Raw genomic sequence first — 24,019 nt, forward strand, 5'->3', positions numbered from 1 at the left:
ACGGTGTTGCATGCGATCCCGCAGCGGTTGCATGCGTGGGGGCTCGCGCTGGCGCGGCCACGCGAACCCGAAGCGCTCCCGGCCCGGTTCGACCGGCGCCGGGTCTATGTGTTGCCGACGCGCTTCGGCCTGTTCTACGCGGTCCTGCTCCTGGCGATGCTGCTGGGAGCACTGAACTACAACAACAATCCGGCCCTCCTGCTGGGCCTGCTGCTGGCCGGCGCGGGGCTGGCAAGCCTGGTGGCCACCCAGCTCCAGCTCACCGGCCTGTCGATCGTCGCGCTGGAAGCCGAACCGGTTCCCGCCGGCGACGACCTGGTACTGCGCATCCATGCCAAGGCGCAGGACGGCCGGGCCCGCCGGGGTCTGCAGGTACAGCTGGAACCGGGCGCGGCCGGCACCTCCACCGACCACGCCATCCTCCGGCTGCTGCAGGGCAACGGCGAGGCGGACCTGCGGATCCCCACCTCCCAGCGCGGCTGGCTGGACCTGCCCCGCCTGCGCGTCTGGAGCATCCGCCCTCTCGGCCTGGCGCGGGCATGGGCCTATGTGTGGCCACAGGCGCCGCTGCTGGTGTATCCGCGGCCGGAATCCGACGGCCCTCCGCTGCCCCTGGGCTCGGGCGATCGTGTCCAGAGCCGTCTGCACCCGAGCGGCGACGATGTCCACCACCTGCGAAGCTACCGGCGCGGCGACTCGCGCCGTGCGATTGCCTGGAAGCCCTCGGCACGCCGGGACACCTTGCTGGTGCGAGAGTACGAAGAGCCGTTGGGTGCGGACGTGGTGCTCGACTGGCACGCCACCGGCCAGGCACCGGTCGAGAACCGCATCTCTCGACTTGCGCGATGGGTGGACGAAGCCGAACGCGACGGCCGGCGCTACCGGCTGGCGCTACCGAACCAGCCCTCGCTTGGCCCCGACCACGGGCCCGTCCACCGCCACGCCTGCCTTCGTGCACTCGCTCTGATGCCGCATGGCTGACTCCCTGCCACCGCAAATGCTGGACCGTGGCAGCCGCGCCTGGACCCTGGCAGCCGGGGCGGCGTGCCTGCTCCCCTTGCTGCTGCAATTGCCCGGTGCGCTGGGCACGCTCATCGGTGTGGCGGCGGTCGTGGTCGCGGCGCTGTCCTGGCGGCGGCCATTGCACGTCGTCCTGCGGGTGCTGGTCGCCCTGGCGGTACTTGGCGCCGTGGTCGGCATGTCCGGCCTCAACTTCGGCCGGGACACCGGAGCAGCAGTGCTGGCTGCGATGCTGGCGGTGAAGCCGGCGGAAACCTTCAGCCTCAGGGACGCCCGCAGCCTGATCGGGTTCGCCCTGTTCGCACCGTTCGGCGCATTCCTGCTCGACCAGGGTCCGCTGTCGCTCGTGCTGGGCCTGGCGGGCGCGGCCTTGGCGCTGGGCGCCCTGCTGCAGCTCGCGGACCTGGAGTCGGGTGAGGCGGACGAAGGGATACCCGCCGCGCGGATGCTGGGCGTGGCGCGGCTGCTCGCCATCGGGCTCCCGCTGGCGCTGGCCGCATTCTGGTTGTTCCCTCGCCTCGGCTCGCCCCTGTGGGGGGTGCCGGAGCGCGCGCTGGCGCGGCCGGGTTTGTCGGACGAGATGAGCCCCGGGCAGTGGATCGACCTGATGGCGGACGACGCGCCGGCACTGCGGGTCCGGTTTGCCGGCCGCCCCCCGCTGAAGTCGCAGATGTACTGGCGCGGGCCGGTGCTTTGGCATTTCGACGGTCGCACCTGGTCGCAATCGCGCTGGCTGGCCAACCTGCCGCCGGCACCGGTCGTGCATGAGGACGAGGCGTGGGAGTACGAGGTCGAGATCGAGCCGACCGACCGCCACCAGCTGGTGGCCCTCGACCTGCCGGTTGCGGCGCCGGACGGTGCCCACCTGGCCCACGACCACCAGTTGTTCACCCCGCGCCCGCTGACGGCGCTGACCCGATGGCGGATGCGCTCGTCACCGCCGGCAGTCTACGACCCCGAACTGCGGCCCGCGCTGCGCCGCGCCGCGCTTTTATTGCCGGAAGGATTCAATCCGCGCACCCACGCGCTCGCCCGCCAGTGGCGCGCCGAAATGGGGGGCGACGATGCCGCCATCGCGCAACGGGCGATGGACTGGATCCGCGAGGAGTTCTCCTACACGCTCACCACGCCGCTGCCAGGCCGCCACTCGGTGGACGAGTTCCTGTTCGACGAGCAGGCCGGCTTCTGCGAACACTTCAGCTCGTCCTATGTCGTACTGATGCGGGCCGCCGGCATCCCGGCGCGCGTGGTCACCGGTTACGTGGGCGGCTATCGCAACCCATTGGGGGACTACTGGCTGGTGCGCCGCATGGATGCCCATGCCTGGGCGGAAATCTGGCTAGCGGACCGCGGGTGGGTCCGGATGGACCCGACCTCGGCGGTCGCACCCGAACGCATCCTCGACACGCTCGACGACCGGCTTCCCGGTGGCGGACTGCTCGGCGACATGTTCGGCGAAGGCGGGGGGGTCCTCGACCTGGCCGACCTCCTCCGCAGCGGCTGGAACGACATGGTCCTGGGATTCGATGCCGAACGGCAGGCACGCCTGCTGCGTCCGCTTGGCGTCGGGCGCCTGGACGGGATGCGGCTGGGAATGCTATTCGCCATGGCAGCGCTGCTGGGGCTGCTGTGGATGGTGTGGCTCAGCCGTCGCGGTGAGCGACAACCCGACCCCGTCCTGCGCGCCTGGCACGCGCTCGACCGGCGCTATCGGAAGCTGGGGCTGGGTCGGGAACCCGACGAGCCCGCACTGGCGTGGGCTGAACGGGTCAGCCTCGCCCGGCCCGGCAAGGCCGATGTACTGCGCCAGCTCAGCCGACGTTTCAGCGATTGGCGGTACGCTAGCGATCAGCCGGGCGCCGCGCGGTCGCGTGAATCGAAGGAGCTGGTTCGCGCGCTACGGGCACACCGCCCGGATTGATGGCCGACGGGCATCCCTCCACAGGAGAATCCGATGATGAAGGTCCGCACCGCAACGATCGCCCTGGCCACGGCCCTGCTGGCCGCCTGCGCAAGCCAGCCCAAACCGTTACAGGGCGAGTTCGCGCCGATGACGCCGCGCGAGGCGGCCGACACCGACCGCACCGGCCTGATGGTCCGGTGGGGCGGCCGGATCGTCGACGTCGAGCCGCTGCCCGATCGCACCTGTTTCGAAATGATCTCCACCCGGCTGTCGGTCACCGGCCGGCCGTACTGGGCGAGTGACGACATCGGTGGCCGTTTCATCGCCTGCCGCACCGGCTTCTACGACCCCGCACTGTTCGAGACCAACCGCGAGGTCACGTTCACCGGGCGCATCGATGGTTACGAGAACCGCAGGATCGGCGAATACGATTACCGCCTGCCGCGGGTAGCTGCAGACGTGGTCTACCTGTGGCCCGTCCGCGAACGCGTCGACGTGGTGACGCGTCCGGCGCCGTGGCCTTGGTGGGGGTGGTGGTAAGCGGGGTCCGACCCGTCCCGCAGGATCAGGCCGGGGTGCCGAAGCGCCCCAGCTGGGCACCTGCGAGCAGGTGCAGGTGGATCTGGAACACGGTCTGCCCGCCGTGTCCGTTGCAGTTCATGACCACCCGGTAGCCGTCCTCCGCCAGCCCCTCGCGGCGTGCATACGCGGCGGCGGCATGGACCAGCCGCCCCACCAGCGACGCCTGGTCTGGAGAGAGCGCATCCAGCGTGGCGATCGGCGTCTTCGGTACGAACAGCACGTGCACCGGCGCCTGCGGCGAAATGTCCCGGAACGCGATCAGGTCGTCATCCTCGTAGACGATGTCGGCGGGGATCTCGCGGCGGATGATCTTCCCGAAGATGGTGTCGTCGGTGGCGTTGTCGCTCATCGCATGCTCCGGTCGTGGGGATTCGGTTGTCGGGCCCTGCTCAGCCCATCTCGCTGCGGGTGCCGAAGGCATGCGACAGCGTGCCGCGGTCGACGTACTCCAGCTCCCCTCCGAGGGGTACGCCATGGGCCAGCCGGCTCGGCCTGATGCCGTGCTGGCGCGCCAGCTGCCCGATGTAGTGCGCCGTCGCCTCGCCTTCCACGGTCGGGTTGGTGGCGATGATCACTTCGGCGACCTCGCCTTCCGCCAGGCGCGCGGCCAGCCGGTCCAGGCCCAGCTCGGCCGGGCCGATGCCATCGAGCGGGCTCAGGCGGCCCTGCAGCACGTAGTACAGCCCGCGATAACCGGTCGCGTCTTCGATCGCGAGGCGATCGGCGGGTGACTCGACCACGCACAGCTGCTGCACGTCGCGGCTGGCGCTGGCGCAGGTCGGACAGATCTCGTCCTCGCTGAAGTCGCGGCAGCGGGCGCAGTGGCCGATCCTGTCGACCGCCGCGGCAAGTGCGTCGGCGAGTCGCTGCCCTCCGGTCCGCTCCCGTTCGAGCAGGTGGTAGGCCATGCGCTGGGCGGACTTCCGCCCCACGCCCGGCAGCACTCGCAGGGCTTCGATCAGTTGCTCAAGCAGTGGCGAGCTCACGCCGGATCAGAACGGCAGTTTCATGCCCGGCGGCAACTGCATGCCGGCGGTGGCGCTGCCCATCTTCTCCTGCGATGCCTCGTTGACCTTGTTCACGGCGTCGTTGATCGCCGCGGCGACCAGGTCCTCGGCCATCTCGGGGTCGGAGATCACGCTGGGATCGATGCGGACCTTGCGGCACTCCATCCGGCCGGTCAGCGTCACGCTCACCATGCCGCCGCCGGCGTTGCCGGTGACTTCGATGCCGGCCAGTTCTTCCTGCGCGCGCTGCATGTTTTCCTGCATCTTCTGCGCTTGCTGCATGAGTTGGGCGATGTTTCCGCGCATGTCGTTTGCTCGTGTTGGGTGGGAGCCCGCACTGGGCAGGCGGTAAGGCATTGATGAAGGCGGCCGGTGCCGACCTCAAGGGGTCAATGGTCGTCGAGTGGCCGGATCGAATCGGGCACCAGTTTCGCACCATGCTGCTGGATCAGGTGCTGGACCTGGGGATCGTTCATGAATACCTGCTCGGCCTTGGCCTGGCGCTCGTCGCGTGCACGCTGGTTCCGCTCGCGGACCGAATCGCCCGCGCCGTCGGCCTCTTCGAACCGCAACCGGGGGGCGCCGCCAAACACCCCTTCCAGGGCCTTCGCGATCTGCTCCACCAGCGCAGGTTTCCGCAGGAGCTCGTCCTCCGGCGAAAGCGCCAGCACGAGTTCGCCGCCGCTGCAGGCCACGAAGCCGCAGTGTTCGGCAAGTACCCGTACCGGGCCCTTGAGGCCACTGCTGGTGACCCATGAGTGCCAGTCGTCCGCATCGGCGATCAAGCCGGTACCGCCCTTGGATATCGGCACGGGCGCGGGAGTGGACGACGGAACGGGCGGCGACGACGCAACCGGCTCGGCTGCCTGCACCTGCTGCACTCGCTTTGGCTCTGGCTCCGGCCCCGCAGTGGCTTCGGGAGCCGGCGCCTCCTCCCGTGACTCCATCGCTGGCCGGGAAGCGGCCTCGCTTGAAGGTGCTTCCGCTGCTGCTGGCGCCGTCGCCTTGATGCTTCCCTGCCCGGCGCCACGGGAGCCCGCCGACGGTGCCGGTCGGGCAACATCTTCACCTGCGGGCCGGAAGGCCAGCATCCGCAGCACGGTCATCTCGAATCCCGAACGCGGGCTCGGCGCCAATGGCAGGTCGCGGCGGCCGTGCAGCGCCATCTGGTACCAGAGCTGCACCAGCTCCGCAGGCACCTGGCCGGCGAGGCCTATAGTGTCAATACCGTCACCGTCGACCGCTGCCGCCGGCACCAGCTGCCGGACCTGTACCCGGTGCAGCGCTTCGGCCAGCGCATCCAGCACGCTGCCCCAGTCGGGCGAGAACTCGGCCAGCGTCCCGACTTCGGAGAGCAGGCGCTCGCCGTCGCCGCCAGCCAGGGCATCCAGCAGCGCACCCACCCGGGAGCGGTCCACGCTTCCGAGCATCCCGGCCACCGCGCTTTCGGTCAGCTGGCCGCCGGTATAGGCGATGGCCTGGTCGAGCAGCGAAAGTCCGTCACGCAGGCTGCCGTCGGCGGCCTTGCTGAGCTCACGGACGGCGCCGGGCTCGACTTCGATCGCCTCGGCCTCGAGGATCCTTTCGATCTGCCCGCCGATCTGCTGCTCGTCCAGGCGCTTGAGGTTGAACTGGAGGCAGCGCGAGAGCACCGTCACCGGCAGCTTCTCCGGATCGGTGGTGGCGAGCAGGAACTTAACGTGCCCGGGCGGCTCCTCCAGCGTCTTGAGCAGCGCGTTGAACGCCGCCTTCGACAGCATGTGCACCTCGTCGATGAGGTAGACCTTCACCCGCCCCCGGGAGGGCATGTACTGGGCGTTGTCGATCAGGTCGCGGACATCGTCGACACCGGTGTTGGAAGCGGCATCGATTTCAAGCAGGTCGATGAAGCGGCCGGCATCGATGTCCTTGCAGGAGTTGCACTCGCCGCAAGGGTCGGCCGAAGTGCCCTGTTCGCAGTTCAGCGACTTGGCGAAGATGCGGGCGATGGTGGTCTTGCCGACGCCGCGGGTGCCGCTGAACAGGAACGCGTGGTGCACCCGGCCGCTGTCGAGTGCGTTGGTGAGGGCCCGCACCACGTGCTCCTGCCCGACCAGTTCGGCGAAGCGCCTGGGGCGCCATTTTCGGGCGAGGACAAGGTAGGACATCGAGGCCTTCGGTTCTGCGACGGGAATCGGCGGCGGGCGGGCGGGCGCACCGCCGCGACGGGTCCGGCCATTGTGCCACGGCCCCCGGCGTTCACTGCGCGGGCATCTTTCCCCTTGTCCGCCGGCCCCGCCAACGCTAGACTTTGCGGCCCTGCTGGCGGCCGGATGCCGCGAGCGGGGCCTGCGTGGTTCAGGTGCGGAGAGGTGTCCGAGTGGTTGAAGGAGCACGCCTGGAAAGTGTGTAAGCGTCTAAACCGCGCTTCGGGGGTTCGAATCCCCCTCTCTCCGCCAGTTCCACGTCAGCAGCAACGCCAGCAACAGTCCATGGTGGCCCCGTCGGCCCCTCGCGACGCTAGGCCGAAAACTCCGCCAGGGCCGGAAGGCAGCAACGGTATTGGCTGACGCGGGCGCCGAGGCAAGTTGGCGGGGCTACCGCCTTTTTGGGGCGCGCCGGCGGCCCGTTTCAGCCGCCGACCAGGAACATCTCGACTTTCCGGCCTGGCCGCGCCTGCCCTGCGGTCGCGCGCAGTTCGCTGTAGTGGTCGTCGCGGCGGCGCCAGAGTTCGGCCAGCCGATCGGCCACCACCTCTTCCCCACGCTCGAGCCAGGGCCGCAGCGGGACACCCTCCGCGGCGAACAGGCAGCCGTAGAACTCGCCCCGGGCAGATACGCGCGCCCGAAGGCAATCGCCGCAGAACGGGGCGCTGACGGAGCTGATGAAACCGGTTTCCCCCGTGCCATCCACGAACCCGTAGCGCCGGGCCACCTCGCCCGGGTGGTTCGGTGGCAACAGGCGAAGCGGCCAGCGGCGTTCGATACGTTGGCGCAGCTCCTCCGCCGGCACCACCATGCCCGGCCGCCATCCGTTGCAACTGCCAACATCCATGTACTCGATGAAGCGCAACACGTGGCCTCCCCGCCGGGCGTATTCGATCAGGCCGTCCACCTGGTCTTCGTTGACGCCGCGCTGGATCACGCAGTTGATCTTGATCGGCGGGAACCCTGCCGCACCCGCCGCGGCAATGCCCGCCACCACATCCCGGACGTGACCGCGACCGCCGGAAAGCAGGCGGAAGCGATCGGCGTCCAGCGCATCAAGGCTCACCGTCACCCGCGAAAGTCCGGCGCGCTTCAGGGGCGCCGCCAGGGGCGCCAGCAGCGCGCCGTTGGTGGTCAATGCGATGTCTTCCAGCCCCTCGATGCACCTCAGCCTGGAGACCAGCACCGGCAACCGCTTCCGCAAAAGGGGTTCGCCGCCGGTGAGGCGCAGCTTGCGCACCCCCAGACGCACGGACGCCCGGACCAGCACCTCGATCTCGTCGAAGGTCAGGCGGTCGGCCGATCGCGTGCCATGCCCGTCGCCGAACCTGTCGGCAGGCATGCAGTAGGGACAGCGGAAATTGCAGGCGTCGATGACCGACAGCCGCAGGTCGCGCAGCGGACGACCGCGCAGGTCGCGCGGAGCCGGCCACGGCGCCGCCGCGCTCACTGCCCCGCCCGGGCCGCCGTGCTTTCCGCCAGTGCGATGGCCTCCCCTGCACGGGCCACGCGGTGGCCACGGGCTTCGAGCTCCCGGCCCTCCTCCGCATTGGCATAGTGATAGAACACGCAGCGGCTCAACAGCTCCGGGGGATACTCGCGCTCGAGATCCTCGATGCCGCTATGGGACGGGTTCCCATGCAGGGCGCAATCGTGGGCCACCAGCTCGCCGGCATCGGCGAAGCGCGTGAGCACCTCGGGAATGGGCCGGGTGTCGCCGGTCCACACCACACTGCCGTGCAACCGCAGGCCGAATGACGTGCCGGGCCAGTGGTGCCGCGTCGCGAACACCTCCAAACGCACACCCTCATGCCAGAAGGCATCGCCAACCGGGATGACCTGGAAAGCATCCCAGAAGTTCGCCCCCCCTTCGGCCAGCGGATTGGGGTAGTCGCCCACGCGCTGGTGCAGCAACGGGACGAGGCCGGCGGGCACGTACAGACGCACCTTGCCGCGCCACCGCTCATCGAAGTAGCTGTCGACAAACAGGCGCTCGAACCCGGCGACGTGGTCGAGGTGGGTATGGGTAATGAAGAGCGAGCGCGGCGCCTCGCCATACTGCGCCATGTAGGCGGTCAGGCCTTCCCCGCCGCAATCGATGGTCAACCAGGGGCGGCTGTCGAGTTCGATCGTCGCCATGGCCGAGCCCAGCTCCACGGCCGACGCGTTGCCCACGCCCTGGGGACGCAACTGCCAGCCCATGTCAGTACCCCCTCGCCCAGATGCGGTCGTAGGCCTCGCGGAGGCGGGCGAAGTCGCGCTCCACGGCGTCGGTCGACCGCTGGCCGCGCAGCTTCATCAACGAGCGTTTCAGGCGCGCCAGGTTGCCCTCTCGCCAGCGCGTTGCCGGGATCTGCATGCGGCTGCGATCCAGGTCGATCAGCCAGCCCTGGCCGGTGCGATCGAACAGCAGGTTGTGGGCGTTGAGGTCGGCGTGGTCGAGGCCCGCCCGGTGCGCCCGGGCAATCAGTCGCCCTGCCTCCTCCCATGGCGCACAGTCCCCGGCGACCGCGGCACGATCGGCCAGCGTACGCACGTCGGGAAGCCGCTCGACGAGGATCGCGGCGCGATAGTGCATGCCTTGCCGCAGGTAGCACGCTGCGATCGGCCGCGGAACCGGCACGCCCTTCTCTGCCGCCGCACGGGTCAGACGGAACTCGGCGAAACTGCGGGTACGGGCCGCGCCGCGCCACAGATAGCGGTCGCGGTTCACATGGGCAACCAGGCCGCCACGCAGGTAGCATCGCAGCACCGACTGGCCGAATGGCGCATCGACGAACCAGGCACCGCCTCGTCCGCCACTCTCGACCGGTCGCGCGCTGTCGCCCCAGAACGCCGGCGAAAACCATTCGGCCTGTGCTTGCCGCACCACCTCGAGGTCGAACAGAATCGCGCCGATGCCGCCATCCTCGCGGAAAGGCGTCAATCCTTCGGTAGCGTCATACCCCGTCATCCCCCGGAGTCTAGCAATTACCATCCCGCCCGCACCCTCTTCCATCTGCCTCCTCCGCCTGTCCGCGCTGGGCGACGTCACCCACGTGGTGCCACTCGTACATACGTTGCAGGCGGCCTGGCCCGGCACCCGGTTTTCATGGGTGATCGGCAAGGGGGAGCATCGGCTCCTGCAGGGACTGCCCGGAGTGGAGTTCCTGGAGTACGACAAGAAATCGGGTTGGGCTGGCATGAAGGCACTGCGGCGAAGCATCCGCGAGCGCTCGCCAAGGGGGTTCGACGTCCTGTTGCAGATGCAGGTCGCCGCGCGCGCGAACCTGCTCTCGGCCTTCGTGCCCGCGAAGGTTCGGGTGGGCTACGACCGTGCACGCTCCAGGGACGGGCACGGACTGTTCATCAACCGCCGCATCCCGGACCGGCCGGGCATCCATGTGCTGGATGCAATCGGCAGTTTCTGCGAGCCGCTGGGGCTGAGGCAGACGCAGGTGCGATGGGACCTGCCGGTCCCGGACGACGCACGCCAATGGGCCCGTGACCAGTGGCCGGAGGATGGAACGCCGACGCTGATGATCTCGCCCTGCTCAAGCCACGTACTGCGCAACTGGCGGGCGGAACGCTACGCCGCACTGGCCGACCATGCCGTGGGACGCGGGTGGCGGGTGGTGCTGTGCGGCGGACGCAGCGAGCTGGAACGGCAGACCGCCGACGCGATCATCGCGGCCATGGACGGGCCGGCGATCAATCTGGTCGGCAAGGACACCCTCAAGCAATTGCCGGCCCTGCTGGAACGCGCCGACCTGCTGGTCACCCCGGATTCCGGCCCGATGCACATTGCCAATGCCATGGGTACCAAGGTGCTGGGGCTGCACGCGGCGAGCAACCCCGCCCGGAGCGGCCCCTACTCCGACCGCCGCTACTGCGTCGACCGCTATGACGATGCTGCCCGCAAGTACCTCGGCAAACCGGCGGCGGTACTTCGCTGGGGCACCAAGATCGAGCGCGAGGGCGTGATGGACCTGGTCAGCGTCGACGACGCCGTCGACGCATTCGAGCGCTACCGTGCCGACATCGATGCCTGAGCGTGCGGGGCCCGGTGGGGTTCAGGGGGCGTCGCCGCTCCGGTAGTCCTGGTAGGACTTCTCCTCGACGTACGAGGAACCCAGGGCCAGGTTGATCTCGCGCTTGAGGCGGGCGCGCTCGTCGTTCTCGAAGTAGACGCTGCGGGCCAGGCGGACGAACTCGTCGTCGAATTCGCGGGCCTTTTCCTTCACCCGGATGGCGTCCTCGATCTCCCAGAGACGCTCGTTGACCTGTTTGAGCTCGGCACGCAGGCGAACGACATCACCCACTGCCGCCGGGTGTCCCATCCAGGTCTTCTCGAGCGCCGAGAGCTCCTTGCGCACGTTCTCAAGCTTGGCGGCGTCTTCGATGCGCTCGGACTTGATCTGCAGGATCGCGATCTTGTCCAGGAGCTCGCCAAAGGACACGGGAACAAGGATCTCGGACATGGAGGAATCTCGCGCAGGCTGTCGGGGAGCGGGCAGTGTACCGTCGCCGGTGGTGGTGTCATGGCGCTTGTCCGCGCGCGCGGCGGACCGTATCATGGCGCCCCCACGGCAGCTTCCGGGCCGTCGGGATCCGGAGAGGTGGCAGAGCGGTTGAATGTACCTGATTCGAAATCAGGCGTACGTTAATAGCGTACCGGGGGTTCGAATCCCCCCCTCTCCGCCAGATGACGCAGGAGGGCTGCCCCGGCAGCCCTTTTTGCTGCCCGCGCGCCTTGTGCCGAGGCCGGCACGCCACGATTATTGCGTTATTCCCCGGAACGCAGACCACTCCGCATCAGGCATGCTCGACACATGATCGAATTCGGACACCTGACGCACGTCGGCCTGCGCCGCGAGCTGAACGAAGACAGCTATTACGGGGACAGTGAACTGGGACTGTGGCTGGTGGCCGACGGCATGGGTGGGCACGAGTACGGCGAAGTGGCCAGTGCGCTGGCGCGCGACACCATCGTGCGGGAGATCCGCGACGGTACGCCGCTCATCCAGGCCATCCGGGTCGCGGACGAAGAGATCATCCGCACCTCGCGCCGCCGCCATGACGCGCTGCCGATGGGCACCACGGTGGTGGCCGCGAAGGTCCATGGCAGCAGGTTCGAGGTCGCGTGGGTGGGCGACAGCCGCGTCTACCTGTGGCGCGACGGCCAGCTCGCACAGCTGTCGCAGGACCACAGTTACGTCCAGGAGCTGATCGCCAACGGTGCGATCACCCATGAGCAGGCCCGCAACCACCCGCACCGCAACGTGGTGACCCAGGCATTGGGCGTGACCGACCCGCGCAACCTCAACGTCGAAACGATGACCGGGGAACTGCGTCCCGGCATGCAACTGCTGTTGTGCAGCGACGGACTCACGGAGGAGGTCGGGGACCGGGAGATCGCGCGCGTACTCGCCAGGGGCGACTGCAGTGCCCAGGAGTGCGTCGACACGCTGGTGGCGGCTGCGCTCGACGGCGGCGGCTCGGACAACATCACCGTCGTCCTGGTCCGCAGCCACTGACGGCGGTTCAGGCCGGCACCGGCTCCCTGTCCCCGTTCGCCGGCTCGAACGCCAGGTCCCATACCGCACGACCGGCGCGCTTGCGCAGTGTCTCAAGCCGTGCCTCATGGGCCGCCTGTTCGTCTGCGGCCACCACCACCCGCGGTCGCGGGCGATCGGGATCGACGCGGAACACGATCTTCGTTTCCACCGCCGGGTCGTTGCTGCCGAAGCCGATCTCTTCCTGTCCGGACGTCAGGCCAATGTACACCTCGGCCAGCAACTGGGCATCGAGCAGGGCCCCGTGCAACTGGCGGTGCGCATTGTCGACCCCGAGGCGCCGACAGAGCGCATCGAGGGAGTTGCGCTGCCCGGGGTAGCGCTGCCGCGCGAGCAGCAGCGAGTCCTCGATGGCGCAACGATCGGCCAGGCATCCGTGCGCGGCACCCGCCAGCCGCAGCTCGTTGTCCAGGAACCCGACGTCGAAGGCCGCGTTGTGGATCACCAGCTGGGCGCCATCGATGAACTCGAGGAACTCGTCGACGACCTCTGCGAATCGTGGCTTGTCGGCAAGGAACTCGCGCGTCAATCCCGTGACTTCCTGAGCACCCTGCTCGAACTCGCAGTCGGGGTTGAGGTAGCGGTGGAACGTACGGCCCGTGGGACGGCGCTCCACGAACTCGACGCAGCCGATTTCGACCACCCGGTTGCCGCGTTCCCAACTCAGGCCGGTGGTTTCGGTATCGAGGATGACCTGTCGCATCGCCACAGTGTAGTCCAGCCTCGCCGTGCCCTACCGCGACCCGGCGCGCAGCTTGATCGCCTCATCGCGCGCCAGCACATCCACGCGTTCGTTGTCCGGATTGCCGGAGTGGCCCTTGACCCACCGCCAGTCGATCACGTGCCGCTGCGCGGCCGCATGCAGCCGCTCCCACAGGTCGCGGTTCTTGACCAGGCCGCCGCCGGCGGTCTTCCAGCCACGCCGCAACCAGTTCGGCACCCACAGGGTGATGCCCTGCCTGACGTACTGGGAGTCGGTATGCAGCACGACGGCGCACGGCTCGCGCAAGGCCTCCAGCGCGGCGATGGCCGCCATCAGTTCCATGCGATTGTTGGTGGTGTCCGGCTCGCCGCCGACCAGCTCGCGCTCGCGGTCCCTGTAGCGCAGCAGCGCAGCCCAGCCCCCGGGCCCCGGATTGCCCAGGCACGCGCCGTCGGTGTGGATCTCTATCGTCTTTCCAGCTTCAGTCATCCGGCCATTATCCCGACTTGCGGCCAGCCGAGGGGGTTTGCCGATAGCCCGGCTGCCGGCCCGCCGCGCCCTGCACCACCCCGGGCGACCAGCGCAGCCGGCGGACGGGATCCGGCGGCACCGCTGCATGCGTGCGCTTGTCCACGGTGAGCACGAGGCCACCCCTGACCCGATCCAGCGGCCCGACACCTGCCGGGTCGCCCGCCAGAGACCAGCGCGGTCCCACCCACTGCACGTTGACCGAACCGGCGACGAAACCCGCGCGGCGAAGTATCGCCTGCCAGCTGCCCGTGCCGCGGGCCCGCAAGCCACTTCGCATCCAGCGGGCGCGCCACGGCGACCACGGGTTGAGCGTCGCCAACCACAGCGTGCCACCCGGCGCGAGCACGCGGTGGCATTCCTCGAGCAGTGGCAATGGATCCCGGCGATCGTCCAGTGCGTGTTGCAGCATCAAGGCCCCGAAGGATTCGCTGGCGAGTGGCATCGGCAACGCGCAGCGCAGGGCGCCGTCGAAGCCCTCGCGCCGGCGCTTAAGCACCAGCCCGCGGCGCCCCGGCTCCGGCGACGGCGCAGACGCCAGGCCAAGCCATGCCCAGGGCAAGGCCGGGCAGCCTGCCAGTACGCGATCCAGCGCGCCCTGCTCCGCCGACAACAGCGCTCGGCCGTGGCGGCCGGCGAACCAGTCCAGCGGCGGAGCATCAAGTTGACGGTGGGGCACGATCGCGGGCATGGTCGCCGGTTCCGCCGTGGGCGTAACCGCCGATTCTGCGGCATGCACCGGCGCAGCCCAAGGAGTTCCGCGATGGACCTGCAGCCACTTCGAGCGTTCGACGACAACTACATATGGTTGCTGCACGATCAAACCGGTGGCGCCATCGTGGTCGACCCGGGGGAAGCAGAACCGGTCCTTGCCGCGGCCGAAGATGGCCTACGCCCCACGGCGATCCTCCTGACCCACCACCACGCCGACCATGTCGGTGGGGTGCCCTCGCTGCTGGAGCACTGGCCGGAGCTGCCCGTCGTCGCCCCGCCAGACCCGCGCATCACCTGCGCGAACCGGATCGCCCACGACGGCGACGCAATCGAAGTGGGTGGGCGCACATTCAAGGCCTTGTCCGTTCCCGGTCACACCTCAAGCCATGTCGCCTTCCACCTGGAAGAGGAAGGCGAAGCGGTGGTCTTCAGCGGCGACACTCTGTTCAGCCTGGGCTGTGGCCGCATGTTCGAAGGGTCGCCCGCGCAGATGCTGGCTTCGCTGTCGCGGCTGGCCGGGCTACCGGGCCTTACCCGGCTGTGCTGCGGGCACGAGTACACGATGTCCAATGCGGCATTCGCCGCAGCGGTCGAACCCCACAATCCCGATCTTCGACAACGCACCCGCGAGGCCCAGGCCATGATTGATGCGCATCGCCCGACCCTGCCCAGTTCGATTGCCAGCGAGCTCGCCTGCAATCCCTTCCTGCGCTGCGGACAGCCGGAAATCGTGGCCACCGTGGCGCATCGGTTGGGCCGTGAACCGGTCGACGCCGTGGAGGTGTTTGCCGAGTTGCGGCGCTGGAAAGACGGGTTCTCCGCATGACCGCGCTGCGCGCCGCAGTGGGCGCGGTGCTCGCATTGTGGCTGGTCGTGTTCGCTCCGGACTCGGCCGCAGCCCAGGATGCGGCGGGGGCCTCCCCGGTAGCGGAGGAAGCGACCGAAAGCGCCCCTGCCCGGACCGGCCTTGATATCTACCGCGAGTTCCGCGAAGGCCTCGCCGCCCCGGAATGCGGGGCCGACGTGAGCACGCGCTGGCGCAAGCATTTCGCCGCTGCACCACGTCGCCTTGCATCCGCCGATGACGAGACGTTGCTGTTGTTCGGATACGTGGTCGACGAAGTGCGCAAGTCGCACCTGCCCACCGAATACGCACTGATTCCGTTTGTCGAGAGTGGCTACCGGCCCGACGCACGCAGCCCGCTCGGGCCAGCCGGACTGTGGCAGATGATCAAACTGACCGCCCGCGACCACAAAGTACCGATCGGCAAGGGTTACGACGGCCGCCTGTCCCCAATCGACTCCACCCGCGCCGCGGTCCGCTATCTCAAGACATTGCACGGCATGTTCGCCGGCGACTGGCGGCTGGCAGTCATGGCCTACAACGCCGGCGAATACCGCATCCTCGGAGCGCTGAGGCGCGGCGGCCAGGTGGCCCGTGATGCGCAACCGGAGAGCCTGCCCGGGCTGCCCCGTATCACCCACGCCTACGTGCGCAAGCTCCACGCACTTGCCTGCGTATTACAGGACGCGGGGGAGGACGCGACTTGGATCGCAGCCCTGGAGCGCGGGGTGCCATCGCTCGAGGCCGTCGAGGTCGGCCCGGGTGTCACCCGCATCGCACAGTGGGCGGAGCGCCACAACCAGGACGCCGAGCGCCTCCGGTGGCTCAATCCGGTGCACAAAGGAAGGATCCGCCGCAGCGGACAGGGACCTGCGCAACTGCTCGCGGTCTCGCCAGTGGTGCTGCCGGTGCCGGACGAGGCACCCGCCGGCGGCGCTGCCGGGTCCCCCTGAGCGGCGGTTACACTTCCCGTTTGCCCGGCCATCCGGCCGCGGCCCTGATGATTCGAGGAGCAACCATGGGTTTCCTGCAAGGCAAGCGCGCATTGATCACCGGCATCGCCAGCGACCGCTCGATCGCCAGCGGCATTGCCGAGGCGATGCACCGACAGGGCGCGGAACTGGCCTTCACTTACCTCAACGACAAGCTGAAGCCCCGGGTCGAGAAGGCAGCAGCAGCGCTGGGAAGCGACATCGTGCTTCCACTGGACGTCTCCAGCGACGACAACATCAGCGCCTGTTTCGAGCAGCTTGGCCAGCACTGGGACGGTTTCGACATCCTCGTGCATGCCATCGCCTACGCGCCGCGCGAGGCCATCGAGGGCGAATTCCTGGACGGGCTGACCCGCGAGAACTGGAACATCGCCCACGAGATCTCTGCGTTTTCGCTGGCCGCCATGGCCAAGGCGGCCCGGCCGCTGATGGCCAACCGCAACGGATCGATCCTGACCTTGAGCTACCTCGGCGCCGAGCGTGCGCTGCAGAACTACAACGTCATGGGCGTGGCCAAGGCCAGCCTTGAAGCGACGGTGCGCTACCTGGCCCTGAACCTCGGACCCGAGGGCACCCGGGTCAACGCCATCTCCGCCGGGCCCATCAAGACCCTTTCGGCCGCCGGCATCGCCAACTTCCGCAAGATGCTCGGGCACTTCGAGCAGTACGCGCCGCTGCGCCGCAGCGTCACCATCGAAGATGTGGGAAACACCGCGGCATTCCTGTGCTCCGACCTGGCCGCCGGCATCACCGGCGAGGTCACCTACGTCGACTCCGGCTACAACATCCTCGGCATGACCGGCATCGGCGACGCCGACTGAGAAAGCTGCAGGTTCCGAACCGGAACCCCAAACGCGAAGAAGCCCGGTGCGAACCGGGCTTCTTCTGTTTCGGCTGGCGTGAAGCGACAGTCAGAGGTTCTCTTCCACTACCTCGACCTCCACCTGCTTCCGCAGGCGGGCCGTCATGGCCTGCAGATCTTCGGCACCGCCAATCTGGGCAAGCTGCTGGTAGAGCACCTCACGCTGCTCCGGCGGAACCTCCGCGGTGTCACCTGGAACCACCTTGTCCACGGTGAACACCACGGCGCGCCCATCTTCCAGCACCTCATGGCCGATGCCGGGCCCGCCTTCCCCGTCGATGCGCGTGGCGAATATCGCTTCGGATACGCCTTCGGCGACCAGCGGCGCGCCACGGGGGATGCCGGGGATCGCTTGCGGTGCAGGCAGGGTCTCGGCTTCCGCCAGCGCCTCCAGTGTCTCGCCGGCTTCCAGACGCTTGACCAGCGCCTCCACCCGCTCGGCAGCGGCCTTCCGGGCGAGATCGGCTCGAACCGCCGCCACGACCTCCTCCCGGACCTGCTCAAGTGGTCGGGCACTCTCCGGGGTGTGCTCCACCACGCGGATCCAGACGTGGTGGCGCGGCGCCACCTCGATCGGGTCGCTCGCGGTGCGGTCTTCGATACGCGTGCTGGAAAACGCCTCGCGCAGGATGTCCGGCTGGGCGGCAAGCCCTTGGGCCGATTCACGACTGAACGGGCCCAGCCTGCGGATTTCCGCACCAGCTACCTCGGCCGCGGTCTGCAGCGTGTTCGGGTCGCTCAGGACGGCATCCACCACCTGCCCGGCCACCTCGCTGAACGACTCTTCCCGATCGGCTTCGGCCTGCTCGAGCGCCAGGGTGTCTCGCAGCTCCTCGAACGAAGCCATCTCACCGCCGGTCCGCACTTCACGCAACTGGACGACGTGCCAGCCGAAGTCGGTACGCACCGGCTCGCTTACTTCGCCCTGCTCCATCCCGAACAAGGCTTCCTCGAACTCGCCGGGCATCATCCCGCGGCCGACCCAGCCCAGGTCGCCGCCGCTGTTGCGCGAACCCGGATCATCGCTGTGCTCGGCGGCCAGCGCGGAAAAATCGGTGCTGGCGGTACGGGCGCGCTCCGCCAGTTGGGCCGCTTCCTCGCGGGCGGCATCCCACGCGGCTTCGTCGGCGTCGTCGGCCACCTCGACCAGGATGTGCGAGGCGAGTCGTTCTTCCTGTTCGCCCATCTGCGAACGCTGCTCCTCGTATCGTTCGCGCAATGCCTGCTCATCGACAGGTGGTGCGGGCAGCGAATCGGCGGTGAGCTCGAAGTACTCGAGCGTGACCGTCTCCGGGGCGCGGTAGTCGGCGGCGTGCGCCTCGTACCATGCCTGGACCTGTTCGTCGGTGACGGAGACAGGCTCCGCCTGCTCCGGCGGCGGCACCAGGAGAACCGTGGCATCGCGGCGCTCGCCCATCAGCCGGATAAGGCGGTCGAGCTCGGAGGTCGTGACGAAGTTGCTCCCGGCCACGGCCGCAGCGACCAGGCTCTGCTGGAGGCTGTCGCGGATGATCTGCTCGAACTGGGCCGGCGTCTGGTTCTGCGACGCAAGCGCAAGCTGGTAGCGCTGCGGGTCGAAACGCCCTTCCAGCTGGAATGCGGGCACCTGCTGGATTGCATTACGCACCATCGCGTCGCTCACCACGATGCCCGCCTGCTCGGCCGCCATCGCCTGCACCTGCTGGTCGATCAGGGTGTCCAGCACCTCCAGCTTGGTTTCGCGACTCTGGAACGCCTCGTTGTCGAAGGCATCGGCCTGTTCGGCGCGGCGCTGCTGGCGAACCTGTTCGAACCGGTTGCGGAATTCGTCGACGGTGACTTCCTCGTGGCGCCACAGCACCGACACCGGCCAGAACGAAGGCGCCGATGACCACCACGTGGGCGGCGCCTTGATGTTCGCCACCGTGGTGTCGCTGCGCTGGACCATGTACTGATCCAACCCGAAGAAGGCAAAGGGAATGATCATCAGGCCGATGATCACGGTCGCAACCCAGCCTGTGGTCTTGTCGCGGAGATTCTGCAGCATGGTCCATTCGCGTCGGGGCGGAAGCCGCACAGTCTAGCGCGGTTGCCGCGGACAAAAAAAAGCGCCGTTGCCGGCGCTTTCGGAAATCAGGACTGGCGGAGCGGACGGGACTCGAACCCGCGACCTCCGGCGTGACAGGCCAGCATTCTAACCAACTGAACTACCGCTCCAACGTCCTTCAACTTTCCGGCGCCGCCTCCGTGCGATGCACGAAACCAACGCCCTCACTAAATGGAGAAGGCGCCGGGATGAACCCGACGCCTTCGGTACAACTGGCGGAGTGGACGGGACTCGAACCCGCGACCTCCGGCGTGACAGGCCAGCATTCTAACCAACTGAACTACCACTCCGCACTTTGAACTCTTCTACCGGTGCCTGGTGGGTGCTGAGGGTTTCGAACCCCCGACCCTCTCCGTGTAAAGGAGACGCTCTACCACTGAGCTAAGCACCCTTGAGTGCAGAACCGGCGCTGATGGGCGCCGGCCGGTGAGCTGCTTAGTTTACAGCGTCCTTCAGAGCTTTGCCAGCCTTGAAAGCCGGATTCTTCGAAGCCTTGATCTTGATGGTCTCGCCGGTCTTCGGGTTGCGACCCTGGCGGGCGGCGCGCTTGCGGACCTGGAAGGTTCCGAAGCCGACCAGCGTGACCGTGTCGCCCTTCTTCAGCGTCTTGGTGATGACGCTGACCACGGCGTCGACGGCATTGGCGGCGTCGGACTTGGACAGCTCTGCAGCGTCGGCGACGGCAGCAACAAAATCAGCCTTGTTCATTCGTATGGACTCCTGGGCGGTGGGAACCGCGGTGCTCTGAGAATCGGACGACCGCCGCGCACGGCGGCCCCCCGATCGACCTTGCCGCAAAGGCGGCCCTTGCGGGGCCGCCCTGCGGTTGCCAGTTGTTATACCAGCGGCATTTTGGTGGTGCAAGACGGAAAGCTAGCAATGACGCGGGTTCCAGCGCATTTTGCGTCATTTGCGGAAATCGAAGGCTCAATGCTTGACGTCAGGCTGCGCGGCAGGTTTGTTTTTGCCCCTGACGGGCAGGTCGCCCTGTCCCTGCGCGGGCGTCGGCGTCACCGGCCGCTCCAGCGCCACGTCCAGCACCTCGTCGATCCACTTGGCAGTGACGATCTTCAGCCCCTGCGTCACGCTCTTGGGCAGATCGACCAGGTCCTTTTCGTTCTCCGCCGGGATGACCACCGTGGTGATGCCACCACGGAGCGCGGCGAGCAGCTTCTCCTTCAGGCCGCCGATCGGCAGGACGCGTCCCCTGAGGGTGATCTCGCCGGTCATGGCGACCTCCGCGCGCACGGGGTTCTTCGTCAGCATCGAGACCAGCGCGGTCGCCATCGCAATGCCGGCGCTCGGACCATCCTTCGGCGTCGCCCCTTCCGGCACGTGCACGTGGATGTCCTGCTTCTGCAGGAACTCCAGGTCAATGCCGAGCGCCTCGGTACGCGCACGCACCACCGACAACGCGGCCGAAGCGGACTCCTTCATCACGTCGCCCAATTGGCCGGTCAGCATCAACTGGCCCTTGCCCGGCACCATCGTGGTTTCGACCTGCAGCAGGTCGCCGCCCACCTCCGTCCACGCCAGCCCGGTCACCAGGCCGATTTCGTTCTGCTCCTCGGCGCGTCCGAAATCGAAGCGGCGCACGCCCAGGTACCTGTCGAGGTTCTTCGCGCTCACCTGCACCGTCTTGGTCTTCTTCGCCTGCGGGCCCGCCAGTGCGATCTCCTTGACCACCTTGCGCGCGATCTTGGAGATCTCGCGCTCAAGGTTGCGCACGCCGGATTCGCGGGTGTAGTAGCGGATGATGTCGCGCACCGCGGCCTCGCCCACCTTCAACTCCTCCGGCTTCAGACCGTTGTTCTTGATCTGCTTGGGCAGCAGGTAGCGCATGGCGATGTTGAGCTTCTCCTCCTCGGTGTAGCCCGGGATACGGATCACTTCCATCCGGTCCAGCAGCGGGCCCGGGATGTTCAGCGAATTGGAAGTCGCCACGAACATCACCTCCGACAGGTCGAGGTCGACCTCCAGGTAATGGTCGTTGAAGGAGTGGTTCTGCTCGGGATCCAGCACCTCCAGCAGCGCCGAAGACGGATCGCCGCGGAAATCCATCGACATCTTGTCGATCTCGTCCAGCACGAACAGCGGGTTCTTCGTGCCCGCCTTGTTGAGGTTCTGCACGATCCTGCCGGGCATGGACCCGACGTAGGTGCGGCGGTGTCCGCGGATCTCCGCCTCGTCGCGCACGCCGCCCAGGCTCATGCGGATGAACTTGCGGTTGGTGGCCTTCGCGATGGACTGGCCCAGCGAGGTCTTGCCGACGCCGGGCGGTCCCACCAGGCACAGGATCGGCGCCTTCATCTGCTTCACGCGGGTCTGCACGGCCAGGTATTCGAGGATGCGCTCCTTGACCTTCTCCAGGCCGAAGTGGTCCGCGTCCAGCACCTCCTGGGCCGCGCGAAGGTCCTTGCGTACCTTGCTGCGCTTCTTCCACGGCACGCCCAGCAGCCAGTCCAGGTAGTTGCGCACCACCGCGGCCTCGGCCGACATCGGCGACATCTGCTTGAGCTTGTTGAGCTCGGCCTTGGCCTTGGCTTCCACCGGCTTGGGCATGCCGGCGGTAGCGATCCGGCGGGTCAGGTCCTCGATGTCGTTGGGAGCGTCGTCGATGTCGCCCAGCTCCTTCTGGATCGCCTTCATCTGTTCGTTGAGGTAGTACTCGCGCTGGCTCTTCTCCATCTGCGACTTGACCCTGCCGCGGATGCGCTTTTCCAGCTGCTGGACGTCGATCTCACCGTCGACCAGGCCGACCAGCTGCTCCAGTCGCGCACCGATGCCCGGCGTTTCCAGCAACTTCTGCTTATCGCCGATCCGCACCCCCAGATGGGCGGCGATGGTGTCGGCCAGCCGCCCCGGCTCCTCGATGCCCGACAACGTCTGCATCAGCTCCGGCGGCAGCTTGCGGTTGGTCTTGACGTACTGCTCGAACAGGCCAAGCAGCGAGCGGGTGATCGCGTGGATCTCGCGCTCCTCCCGGTCCACCTCCGGCTCAAGGGTCTCGGCGACGCCCACCAGGGCCCCGTCCTTCTCCTCCACCCCGGTCATGCGGACGCGGGCCACGCCCTCCACCAGGACCTTGATGGTGCCGTCGGGCAGCTTCAGCAGCTGCAGGACATGGGCCAGCGTGCCGACCTGGTAAAGGTCGTCGCCCGACGGGTCGTCGACTTCAGCCGACTTCTGGGCCACCAGGAGGATCTGCTTATCCCCCTCCATGGCCGTGTCCAGCGCACGGATCGATTTGTCACGCCCCACGAACAGGGGGATGACCATGTGGGGAAAGACGACCACGTCGCGCAGCGGCAGGACCGGCAGCTCGCTCAGCTCGATGGCGTCGCTCTCGGCGGTGTCGCGGGTAGGTTCAGTCATATGTGCTCCGGGGCAATCAGGGTCGTTGGCGGACTCGTCGACCACTGCAAGTTCCAGGCCCGCGGGATGCAGGGGGCCTCGGCACGGTTATGGGGGTAGCCGGAAAAGGATGCAAGGAACTGCGTTCAAGCGCCATGCATCACGAAATTATTCCCCAAAGAAATCAGCCGCTTGCAATCGCAAGCGGCTGATCGGGGCAAAGCGGACGGGCGCTCGGCGTTCAGTCGCCGGATGCGGCCTTCTGCGGGGCCACGGGCGGCGTCTCGTAGATCAGATAAGGCTCGGTCTTATGGTCGATGACAGATTCGTCCACCACGACCTTGGAGACGCTTTCCAGCGAGGGCAATTCATACATCGTGTCGAGCAGCACGGACTCCACGATCGTGCGCAGGCCGCGCGCGCCGGTCTTGCGCTTGAGCGCCTTCCGGGCGATGGCCGCCAATGCGTCGGTGCGGAACTCCAGTTCCACCCCTTCCATCTCGAACAGCTTGCGGAACTGCTTGGTGATGGCGTTGCGCGGCTCGGTCAGGATCGTGATCAGGGCGGCTTCATCGAGCTCCTCGAGCGTCGCCACCACCGGCAGGCGCCCCACGAACTCGGGAATCAACCCGAACTTGACCAGGTCCTCGGGCTCGACATCGGCCAGCACCTTGCCGATCTCCGCCTTGCGCTCGGCACTCTTCACCTTGGCTCCGAAGCCGATGCCACCCGCCTCCGTGCTGCGCTGCTGGATGATCTTGTCGAGCCCGGCAAATGCGCCGCCCACGATGAACAGGATGTTGCGGGTATCAACCTGCAGGAACTCCTGCTGCGGGTGCTTGCGCCCCCCCTGCGGCGGGACCGAGGCCACGGTGCCTTCGATCAGCTTCAGCAACGCCTGCTGCACCCCCTCACCCGAGACATCACGGGTGATGGACGGGTTGTCGGATTTGCGCGAGATCTTGTCGATCTCGTCGATGTAGACGATGCCCTGCTGCGCCTTCTCGACGTCGTAGTCGCACTTCTGCAGCAGCTTCTGGATGATGTTCTCCACGTCCTCACCGACGTAACCGGCTTCGGTCAGCGTGGTGGCGTCGGCCATGGTGAACGGGACATTGAGCATGCGCGCCAGGGTCTCGGCGAGCAGGGTCTTACCGGAGCCGGTCGGGCCGACCAGCAGGATGTTGGACTTGGCGAGCTCGACGTCGTCGTTCTTCTGGCGGCTCTCGATGCGCTTGTAGTGGTTGTAGACCGCCACCGCCAGCGTGCGCTTCGCGCGCGCCTGCCCGATCACGTACTGGTCCAGGACCTCGAGGATCTCCTTGGGCTTGGGCAGGTGGCTGCGGCCGGACTGCGCCTTCTCCTCGAGCTCCTCGCGGATGATGTCGTTGCACAGTTCCACGCACTCATCGCAGATGAACACGCTCGGGCCCGCGATCAGCTTGCGGACCTCGTGCTGGCTCTTCCCGCAGAACGAGCAGTACAGGATCTTGCTGCTGTCACTGGTGCTGCGGCTGTTTCGATCGTCGGTCATGCGTGTGCCTGGCTCTTCGTTCCGGGGGCGTCGGCCGGGGGCCGCGCCCTGAGTGTCGCGATTTCGAGAATAGCACAGCGATCCCGGCCACCTCGATGGCAGCGGGAATCGCGCAAATGCTTGTTAATCAAGTACTTGGGTATACCGCA

General features: G+C 67.7%; 23 protein-coding genes, 5 tRNA genes and 1 other RNA gene. 11 read left to right on the forward strand and 18 right to left on the reverse strand.

Features of this window, described 5'->3' with window-relative positions; all coding sequences use genetic code 11:
* The first annotated feature begins 6 nt into the window (after positions 1 to 6).
* The 3 genes from B5D37_RS04695 to B5D37_RS04705 are packed head-to-tail and all read left to right on the forward strand — an operon-like array spanning position 7 to position 3,463.
* A complete protein-coding gene (locus B5D37_RS04695; protein ID WP_078757569.1) occupies positions 7 to 981 on the forward strand; it encodes a DUF58 domain-containing protein in 975 nt (324 codons plus the stop codon).
* Entirely contained in the window at positions 974 to 2,941 is a 1,968-nt protein-coding gene (locus B5D37_RS04700; RefSeq protein ID WP_078757570.1) for a transglutaminase TgpA family protein, read from the forward strand. Before B5D37_RS04695 ends, B5D37_RS04700 begins: the two co-directional genes overlap by 8 nt.
* 36 nt (positions 2,942 to 2,977) lie before the next feature.
* Entirely contained in the window at positions 2,978 to 3,463 is a 486-nt protein-coding gene (locus B5D37_RS04705) for a Slp family lipoprotein (RefSeq protein ID WP_078757731.1), read from the forward strand.
* A 25-nt stretch (positions 3,464 to 3,488) separates the two neighbouring features.
* Here B5D37_RS04705 and B5D37_RS04710 read toward each other — a convergent pair whose 3' ends face one another.
* The 4 genes from B5D37_RS04710 to dnaX all read right to left on the reverse strand — a co-directional run bounded on the left by B5D37_RS04710 (position 3,489) and on the right by dnaX (position 6,659).
* Positions 3,489 to 3,854 (reverse strand): histidine triad nucleotide-binding protein, encoded by a 366-nt coding sequence (locus tag B5D37_RS04710; protein ID WP_078757571.1) that lies wholly within the window; start codon positions 3,852 to 3,854, stop codon positions 3,489 to 3,491.
* Between the two features lie 40 nt (positions 3,855 to 3,894).
* Positions 3,895 to 4,491 carry a recombination mediator RecR gene (gene recR / locus B5D37_RS04715; protein ID WP_078757572.1) on the reverse strand — a complete coding sequence of 199 codons (597 nt, stop codon included), beginning with the start codon at positions 4,489 to 4,491 and terminating at the stop codon, positions 3,895 to 3,897.
* Between the two features lie 6 nt (positions 4,492 to 4,497).
* Complete coding sequence (locus B5D37_RS04720; protein ID WP_078757573.1) at positions 4,498 to 4,818, reverse strand: YbaB/EbfC family nucleoid-associated protein; 321 nt, start codon at positions 4,816 to 4,818, stop codon at positions 4,498 to 4,500.
* Between the two features lie 83 nt (positions 4,819 to 4,901).
* On the reverse strand, positions 4,902 to 6,659 hold the full coding sequence (gene dnaX / locus B5D37_RS04725) for a DNA polymerase III subunit gamma/tau (protein ID WP_078757574.1): 1,758 nt from the start codon (positions 6,657 to 6,659) through the stop codon (positions 4,902 to 4,904).
* A gap of 198 nt (positions 6,660 to 6,857) precedes the next feature.
* Between dnaX and B5D37_RS04730 the strand changes: the two genes are divergently transcribed.
* Positions 6,858 to 6,950: transfer RNA gene (locus tag B5D37_RS04730), tRNA-Ser, on the forward strand.
* Between the two features lie 42 nt (positions 6,951 to 6,992).
* Positions 6,993 to 7,089: signal recognition particle sRNA small type (gene ffs, locus B5D37_RS04735), an RNA gene on the forward strand.
* Positions 7,090 to 7,122: 33 nt separating this feature from the next.
* Here the strand turns inward: ffs and moaA are convergent.
* From moaA to B5D37_RS04750, 3 genes are read right to left on the reverse strand one after another with little or no spacing between them, the layout of a single operon-like run.
* Positions 7,123 to 8,148 carry a GTP 3',8-cyclase MoaA gene (gene moaA, locus B5D37_RS04740; protein ID WP_078757575.1) on the reverse strand — a complete coding sequence of 342 codons (1,026 nt, stop codon included), beginning with the start codon at positions 8,146 to 8,148 and terminating at the stop codon, positions 7,123 to 7,125.
* Positions 8,145 to 8,900, reverse strand: coding sequence for an MBL fold metallo-hydrolase (locus B5D37_RS04745; protein ID WP_078757576.1), 756 nt, complete (start codon positions 8,898 to 8,900; stop codon positions 8,145 to 8,147). The genes moaA and B5D37_RS04745 overlap by 4 nt, the downstream gene beginning before the upstream one ends.
* A gap of 1 nt (position 8,901) precedes the next feature.
* A complete protein-coding gene (locus tag B5D37_RS04750) occupies positions 8,902 to 9,651 on the reverse strand; it encodes a 3-deoxy-D-manno-octulosonic acid kinase (RefSeq protein WP_078757732.1) in 750 nt (249 codons plus the stop codon).
* A 22-nt stretch (positions 9,652 to 9,673) separates the two neighbouring features.
* Between B5D37_RS04750 and B5D37_RS04755 the strand changes: the two genes are divergently transcribed.
* Entirely contained in the window at positions 9,674 to 10,729 is a 1,056-nt protein-coding gene (locus B5D37_RS04755; protein ID WP_234987723.1) for a glycosyltransferase family 9 protein, read from the forward strand.
* Positions 10,730 to 10,750: 21 nt separating this feature from the next.
* Here the strand turns inward: B5D37_RS04755 and B5D37_RS04760 are convergent, their stop codons facing one another.
* Positions 10,751 to 11,158 carry a DUF6165 family protein gene (locus B5D37_RS04760; protein ID WP_078757578.1) on the reverse strand — a complete coding sequence of 136 codons (408 nt, stop codon included), beginning with the start codon at positions 11,156 to 11,158 and terminating at the stop codon, positions 10,751 to 10,753.
* Between the two features lie 132 nt (positions 11,159 to 11,290).
* Between B5D37_RS04760 and B5D37_RS04765 the strand changes: the two genes are divergently transcribed.
* A tRNA-Ser gene (locus tag B5D37_RS04765) sits at positions 11,291 to 11,381 on the forward strand.
* A 128-nt stretch (positions 11,382 to 11,509) separates the two neighbouring features.
* A complete protein-coding gene (locus B5D37_RS04770; RefSeq protein WP_078757579.1) occupies positions 11,510 to 12,214 on the forward strand; it encodes a PP2C family protein-serine/threonine phosphatase in 705 nt (234 codons plus the stop codon).
* A gap of 7 nt (positions 12,215 to 12,221) precedes the next feature.
* Here the strand turns inward: B5D37_RS04770 and dnaQ are convergent, their stop codons facing one another.
* From dnaQ to B5D37_RS04785, 3 genes are read right to left on the reverse strand one after another with little or no spacing between them, the layout of a single operon-like run.
* Positions 12,222 to 12,956: a DNA polymerase III subunit epsilon gene (gene dnaQ, locus B5D37_RS04775; RefSeq protein WP_078757580.1), complete on the reverse strand. Its 735-nt coding sequence runs from the start codon at positions 12,954 to 12,956 to the stop codon at positions 12,222 to 12,224.
* A 30-nt stretch (positions 12,957 to 12,986) separates the two neighbouring features.
* A complete protein-coding gene (gene rnhA, locus B5D37_RS04780; RefSeq protein WP_078757581.1) occupies positions 12,987 to 13,445 on the reverse strand; it encodes a ribonuclease HI in 459 nt (152 codons plus the stop codon).
* Between the two features lie 7 nt (positions 13,446 to 13,452).
* Complete coding sequence (locus B5D37_RS04785; RefSeq protein ID WP_078757582.1) at positions 13,453 to 14,175, reverse strand: class I SAM-dependent methyltransferase; 723 nt, start codon at positions 14,173 to 14,175, stop codon at positions 13,453 to 13,455.
* A 72-nt stretch (positions 14,176 to 14,247) separates the two neighbouring features.
* On the opposite strand from B5D37_RS04785, the gene gloB reads away from it, so the two are divergent.
* The 3 genes from gloB to B5D37_RS04800 all read left to right on the forward strand — a co-directional run bounded on the left by gloB (position 14,248) and on the right by B5D37_RS04800 (position 16,855).
* Complete coding sequence (gene gloB, locus B5D37_RS04790) at positions 14,248 to 15,024, forward strand: hydroxyacylglutathione hydrolase (protein WP_078757583.1); 777 nt, start codon at positions 14,248 to 14,250, stop codon at positions 15,022 to 15,024.
* A complete protein-coding gene (locus tag B5D37_RS04795) occupies positions 15,021 to 15,995 on the forward strand; it encodes a lytic transglycosylase domain-containing protein (protein WP_078757584.1) in 975 nt (324 codons plus the stop codon). Before gloB ends, B5D37_RS04795 begins: the two co-directional genes overlap by 4 nt.
* A 65-nt stretch (positions 15,996 to 16,060) precedes the next feature.
* Positions 16,061 to 16,855, forward strand: a complete 795-nt coding sequence (locus tag B5D37_RS04800) for an enoyl-ACP reductase FabI (RefSeq protein ID WP_078757585.1) — start codon at positions 16,061 to 16,063, stop codon at positions 16,853 to 16,855.
* 90 nt (positions 16,856 to 16,945) lie between these two features.
* Here the strand turns inward: B5D37_RS04800 and B5D37_RS04805 are convergent, their stop codons facing one another.
* The 7 genes from B5D37_RS04805 to clpX form a co-directional block, all read right to left on the reverse strand.
* On the reverse strand, positions 16,946 to 18,922 hold the full coding sequence (locus B5D37_RS04805; protein ID WP_078757586.1) for a SurA N-terminal domain-containing protein: 1,977 nt from the start codon (positions 18,920 to 18,922) through the stop codon (positions 16,946 to 16,948).
* 93 nt (positions 18,923 to 19,015) lie between these two features.
* Positions 19,016 to 19,092, reverse strand: a tRNA-Asp gene (locus B5D37_RS04810).
* 103 nt (positions 19,093 to 19,195) lie between these two features.
* Positions 19,196 to 19,272, reverse strand: a tRNA-Asp gene (locus B5D37_RS04815).
* 26 nt (positions 19,273 to 19,298) lie between these two features.
* A tRNA-Val gene (locus B5D37_RS04820) sits at positions 19,299 to 19,373 on the reverse strand.
* A 44-nt stretch (positions 19,374 to 19,417) separates the two neighbouring features.
* On the reverse strand, positions 19,418 to 19,846 hold the full coding sequence (locus tag B5D37_RS04825; RefSeq protein WP_327078550.1) for an HU family DNA-binding protein: 429 nt from the start codon (positions 19,844 to 19,846) through the stop codon (positions 19,418 to 19,420).
* 63 nt (positions 19,847 to 19,909) lie between these two features.
* The gene (gene lon, locus B5D37_RS04830) at positions 19,910 to 22,357 is read right to left on the reverse strand and encodes an endopeptidase La (RefSeq protein ID WP_078757588.1); all 2,448 of its coding nucleotides are present in this window, start codon (positions 22,355 to 22,357) and stop codon (positions 19,910 to 19,912) included.
* Positions 22,358 to 22,577: 220 nt separating this feature from the next.
* Positions 22,578 to 23,870, reverse strand: coding sequence for an ATP-dependent Clp protease ATP-binding subunit ClpX (gene clpX, locus B5D37_RS04835; protein ID WP_078757589.1), 1,293 nt, complete (start codon positions 23,868 to 23,870; stop codon positions 22,578 to 22,580).
* Positions 23,871 to 24,019 lie beyond the last annotated feature (149 nt).

Source organism: Lysobacter spongiicola DSM 21749 (assembly GCF_900167055.1).
Lineage (GTDB): Bacteria > Pseudomonadota > Gammaproteobacteria > Xanthomonadales > Xanthomonadaceae > Novilysobacter > Novilysobacter spongiicola.

Bases quoted from the DNA above. Each gene is read 5' to 3' on its own strand.
- lon (WP_078757588.1), bottom strand. From the start codon at position 22,357: ATGACTGAACCTACCCGCGACACCGCCGAGAGCGACGCCATCGAGCTG.
- B5D37_RS04700 (WP_078757570.1), top strand. From the start codon at position 974: ATGGCTGACTCCCTGCCACCGCAAATGCTGGACCGTGGCAGCCGCGCC.
- B5D37_RS04745 (WP_078757576.1), bottom strand. From the start codon at position 8,900: ATGGGCTGGCAGTTGCGTCCCCAGGGCGTGGGCAACGCGTCGGCCGTG.
- gloB (WP_078757583.1), top strand. From the start codon at position 14,248: ATGGACCTGCAGCCACTTCGAGCGTTCGACGACAACTACATATGGTTG.
- B5D37_RS04710 (WP_078757571.1), bottom strand. From the start codon at position 3,854: ATGAGCGACAACGCCACCGACGACACCATCTTCGGGAAGATCATCCGC.
- B5D37_RS04785 (WP_078757582.1), bottom strand. From the start codon at position 14,175: ATGCCCGCGATCGTGCCCCACCGTCAACTTGATGCTCCGCCGCTGGAC.
- B5D37_RS04805 (WP_078757586.1), bottom strand. From the start codon at position 18,922: ATGCTGCAGAATCTCCGCGACAAGACCACAGGCTGGGTTGCGACCGTG.
- B5D37_RS04795 (WP_078757584.1), top strand. From the start codon at position 15,021: ATGACCGCGCTGCGCGCCGCAGTGGGCGCGGTGCTCGCATTGTGGCTG.
- clpX (WP_078757589.1), bottom strand. From the start codon at position 23,870: ATGACCGACGATCGAAACAGCCGCAGCACCAGTGACAGCAGCAAGATC.
- B5D37_RS04750 (WP_078757732.1), bottom strand. From the start codon at position 9,651: ATGACGGGGTATGACGCTACCGAAGGATTGACGCCTTTCCGCGAGGAT.
- B5D37_RS04770 (WP_078757579.1), top strand. From the start codon at position 11,510: ATGATCGAATTCGGACACCTGACGCACGTCGGCCTGCGCCGCGAGCTG.
- B5D37_RS04720 (WP_078757573.1), bottom strand. From the start codon at position 4,818: ATGCGCGGAAACATCGCCCAACTCATGCAGCAAGCGCAGAAGATGCAG.
- B5D37_RS04760 (WP_078757578.1), bottom strand. From the start codon at position 11,158: ATGTCCGAGATCCTTGTTCCCGTGTCCTTTGGCGAGCTCCTGGACAAG.
- rnhA (WP_078757581.1), bottom strand. From the start codon at position 13,445: ATGACTGAAGCTGGAAAGACGATAGAGATCCACACCGACGGCGCGTGC.
- dnaQ (WP_078757580.1), bottom strand. From the start codon at position 12,956: ATGCGACAGGTCATCCTCGATACCGAAACCACCGGCCTGAGTTGGGAA.
- B5D37_RS04705 (WP_078757731.1), top strand. From the start codon at position 2,978: ATGAAGGTCCGCACCGCAACGATCGCCCTGGCCACGGCCCTGCTGGCC.
- dnaX (WP_078757574.1), bottom strand. From the start codon at position 6,659: ATGTCCTACCTTGTCCTCGCCCGAAAATGGCGCCCCAGGCGCTTCGCC.
- B5D37_RS04800 (WP_078757585.1), top strand. From the start codon at position 16,061: ATGGGTTTCCTGCAAGGCAAGCGCGCATTGATCACCGGCATCGCCAGC.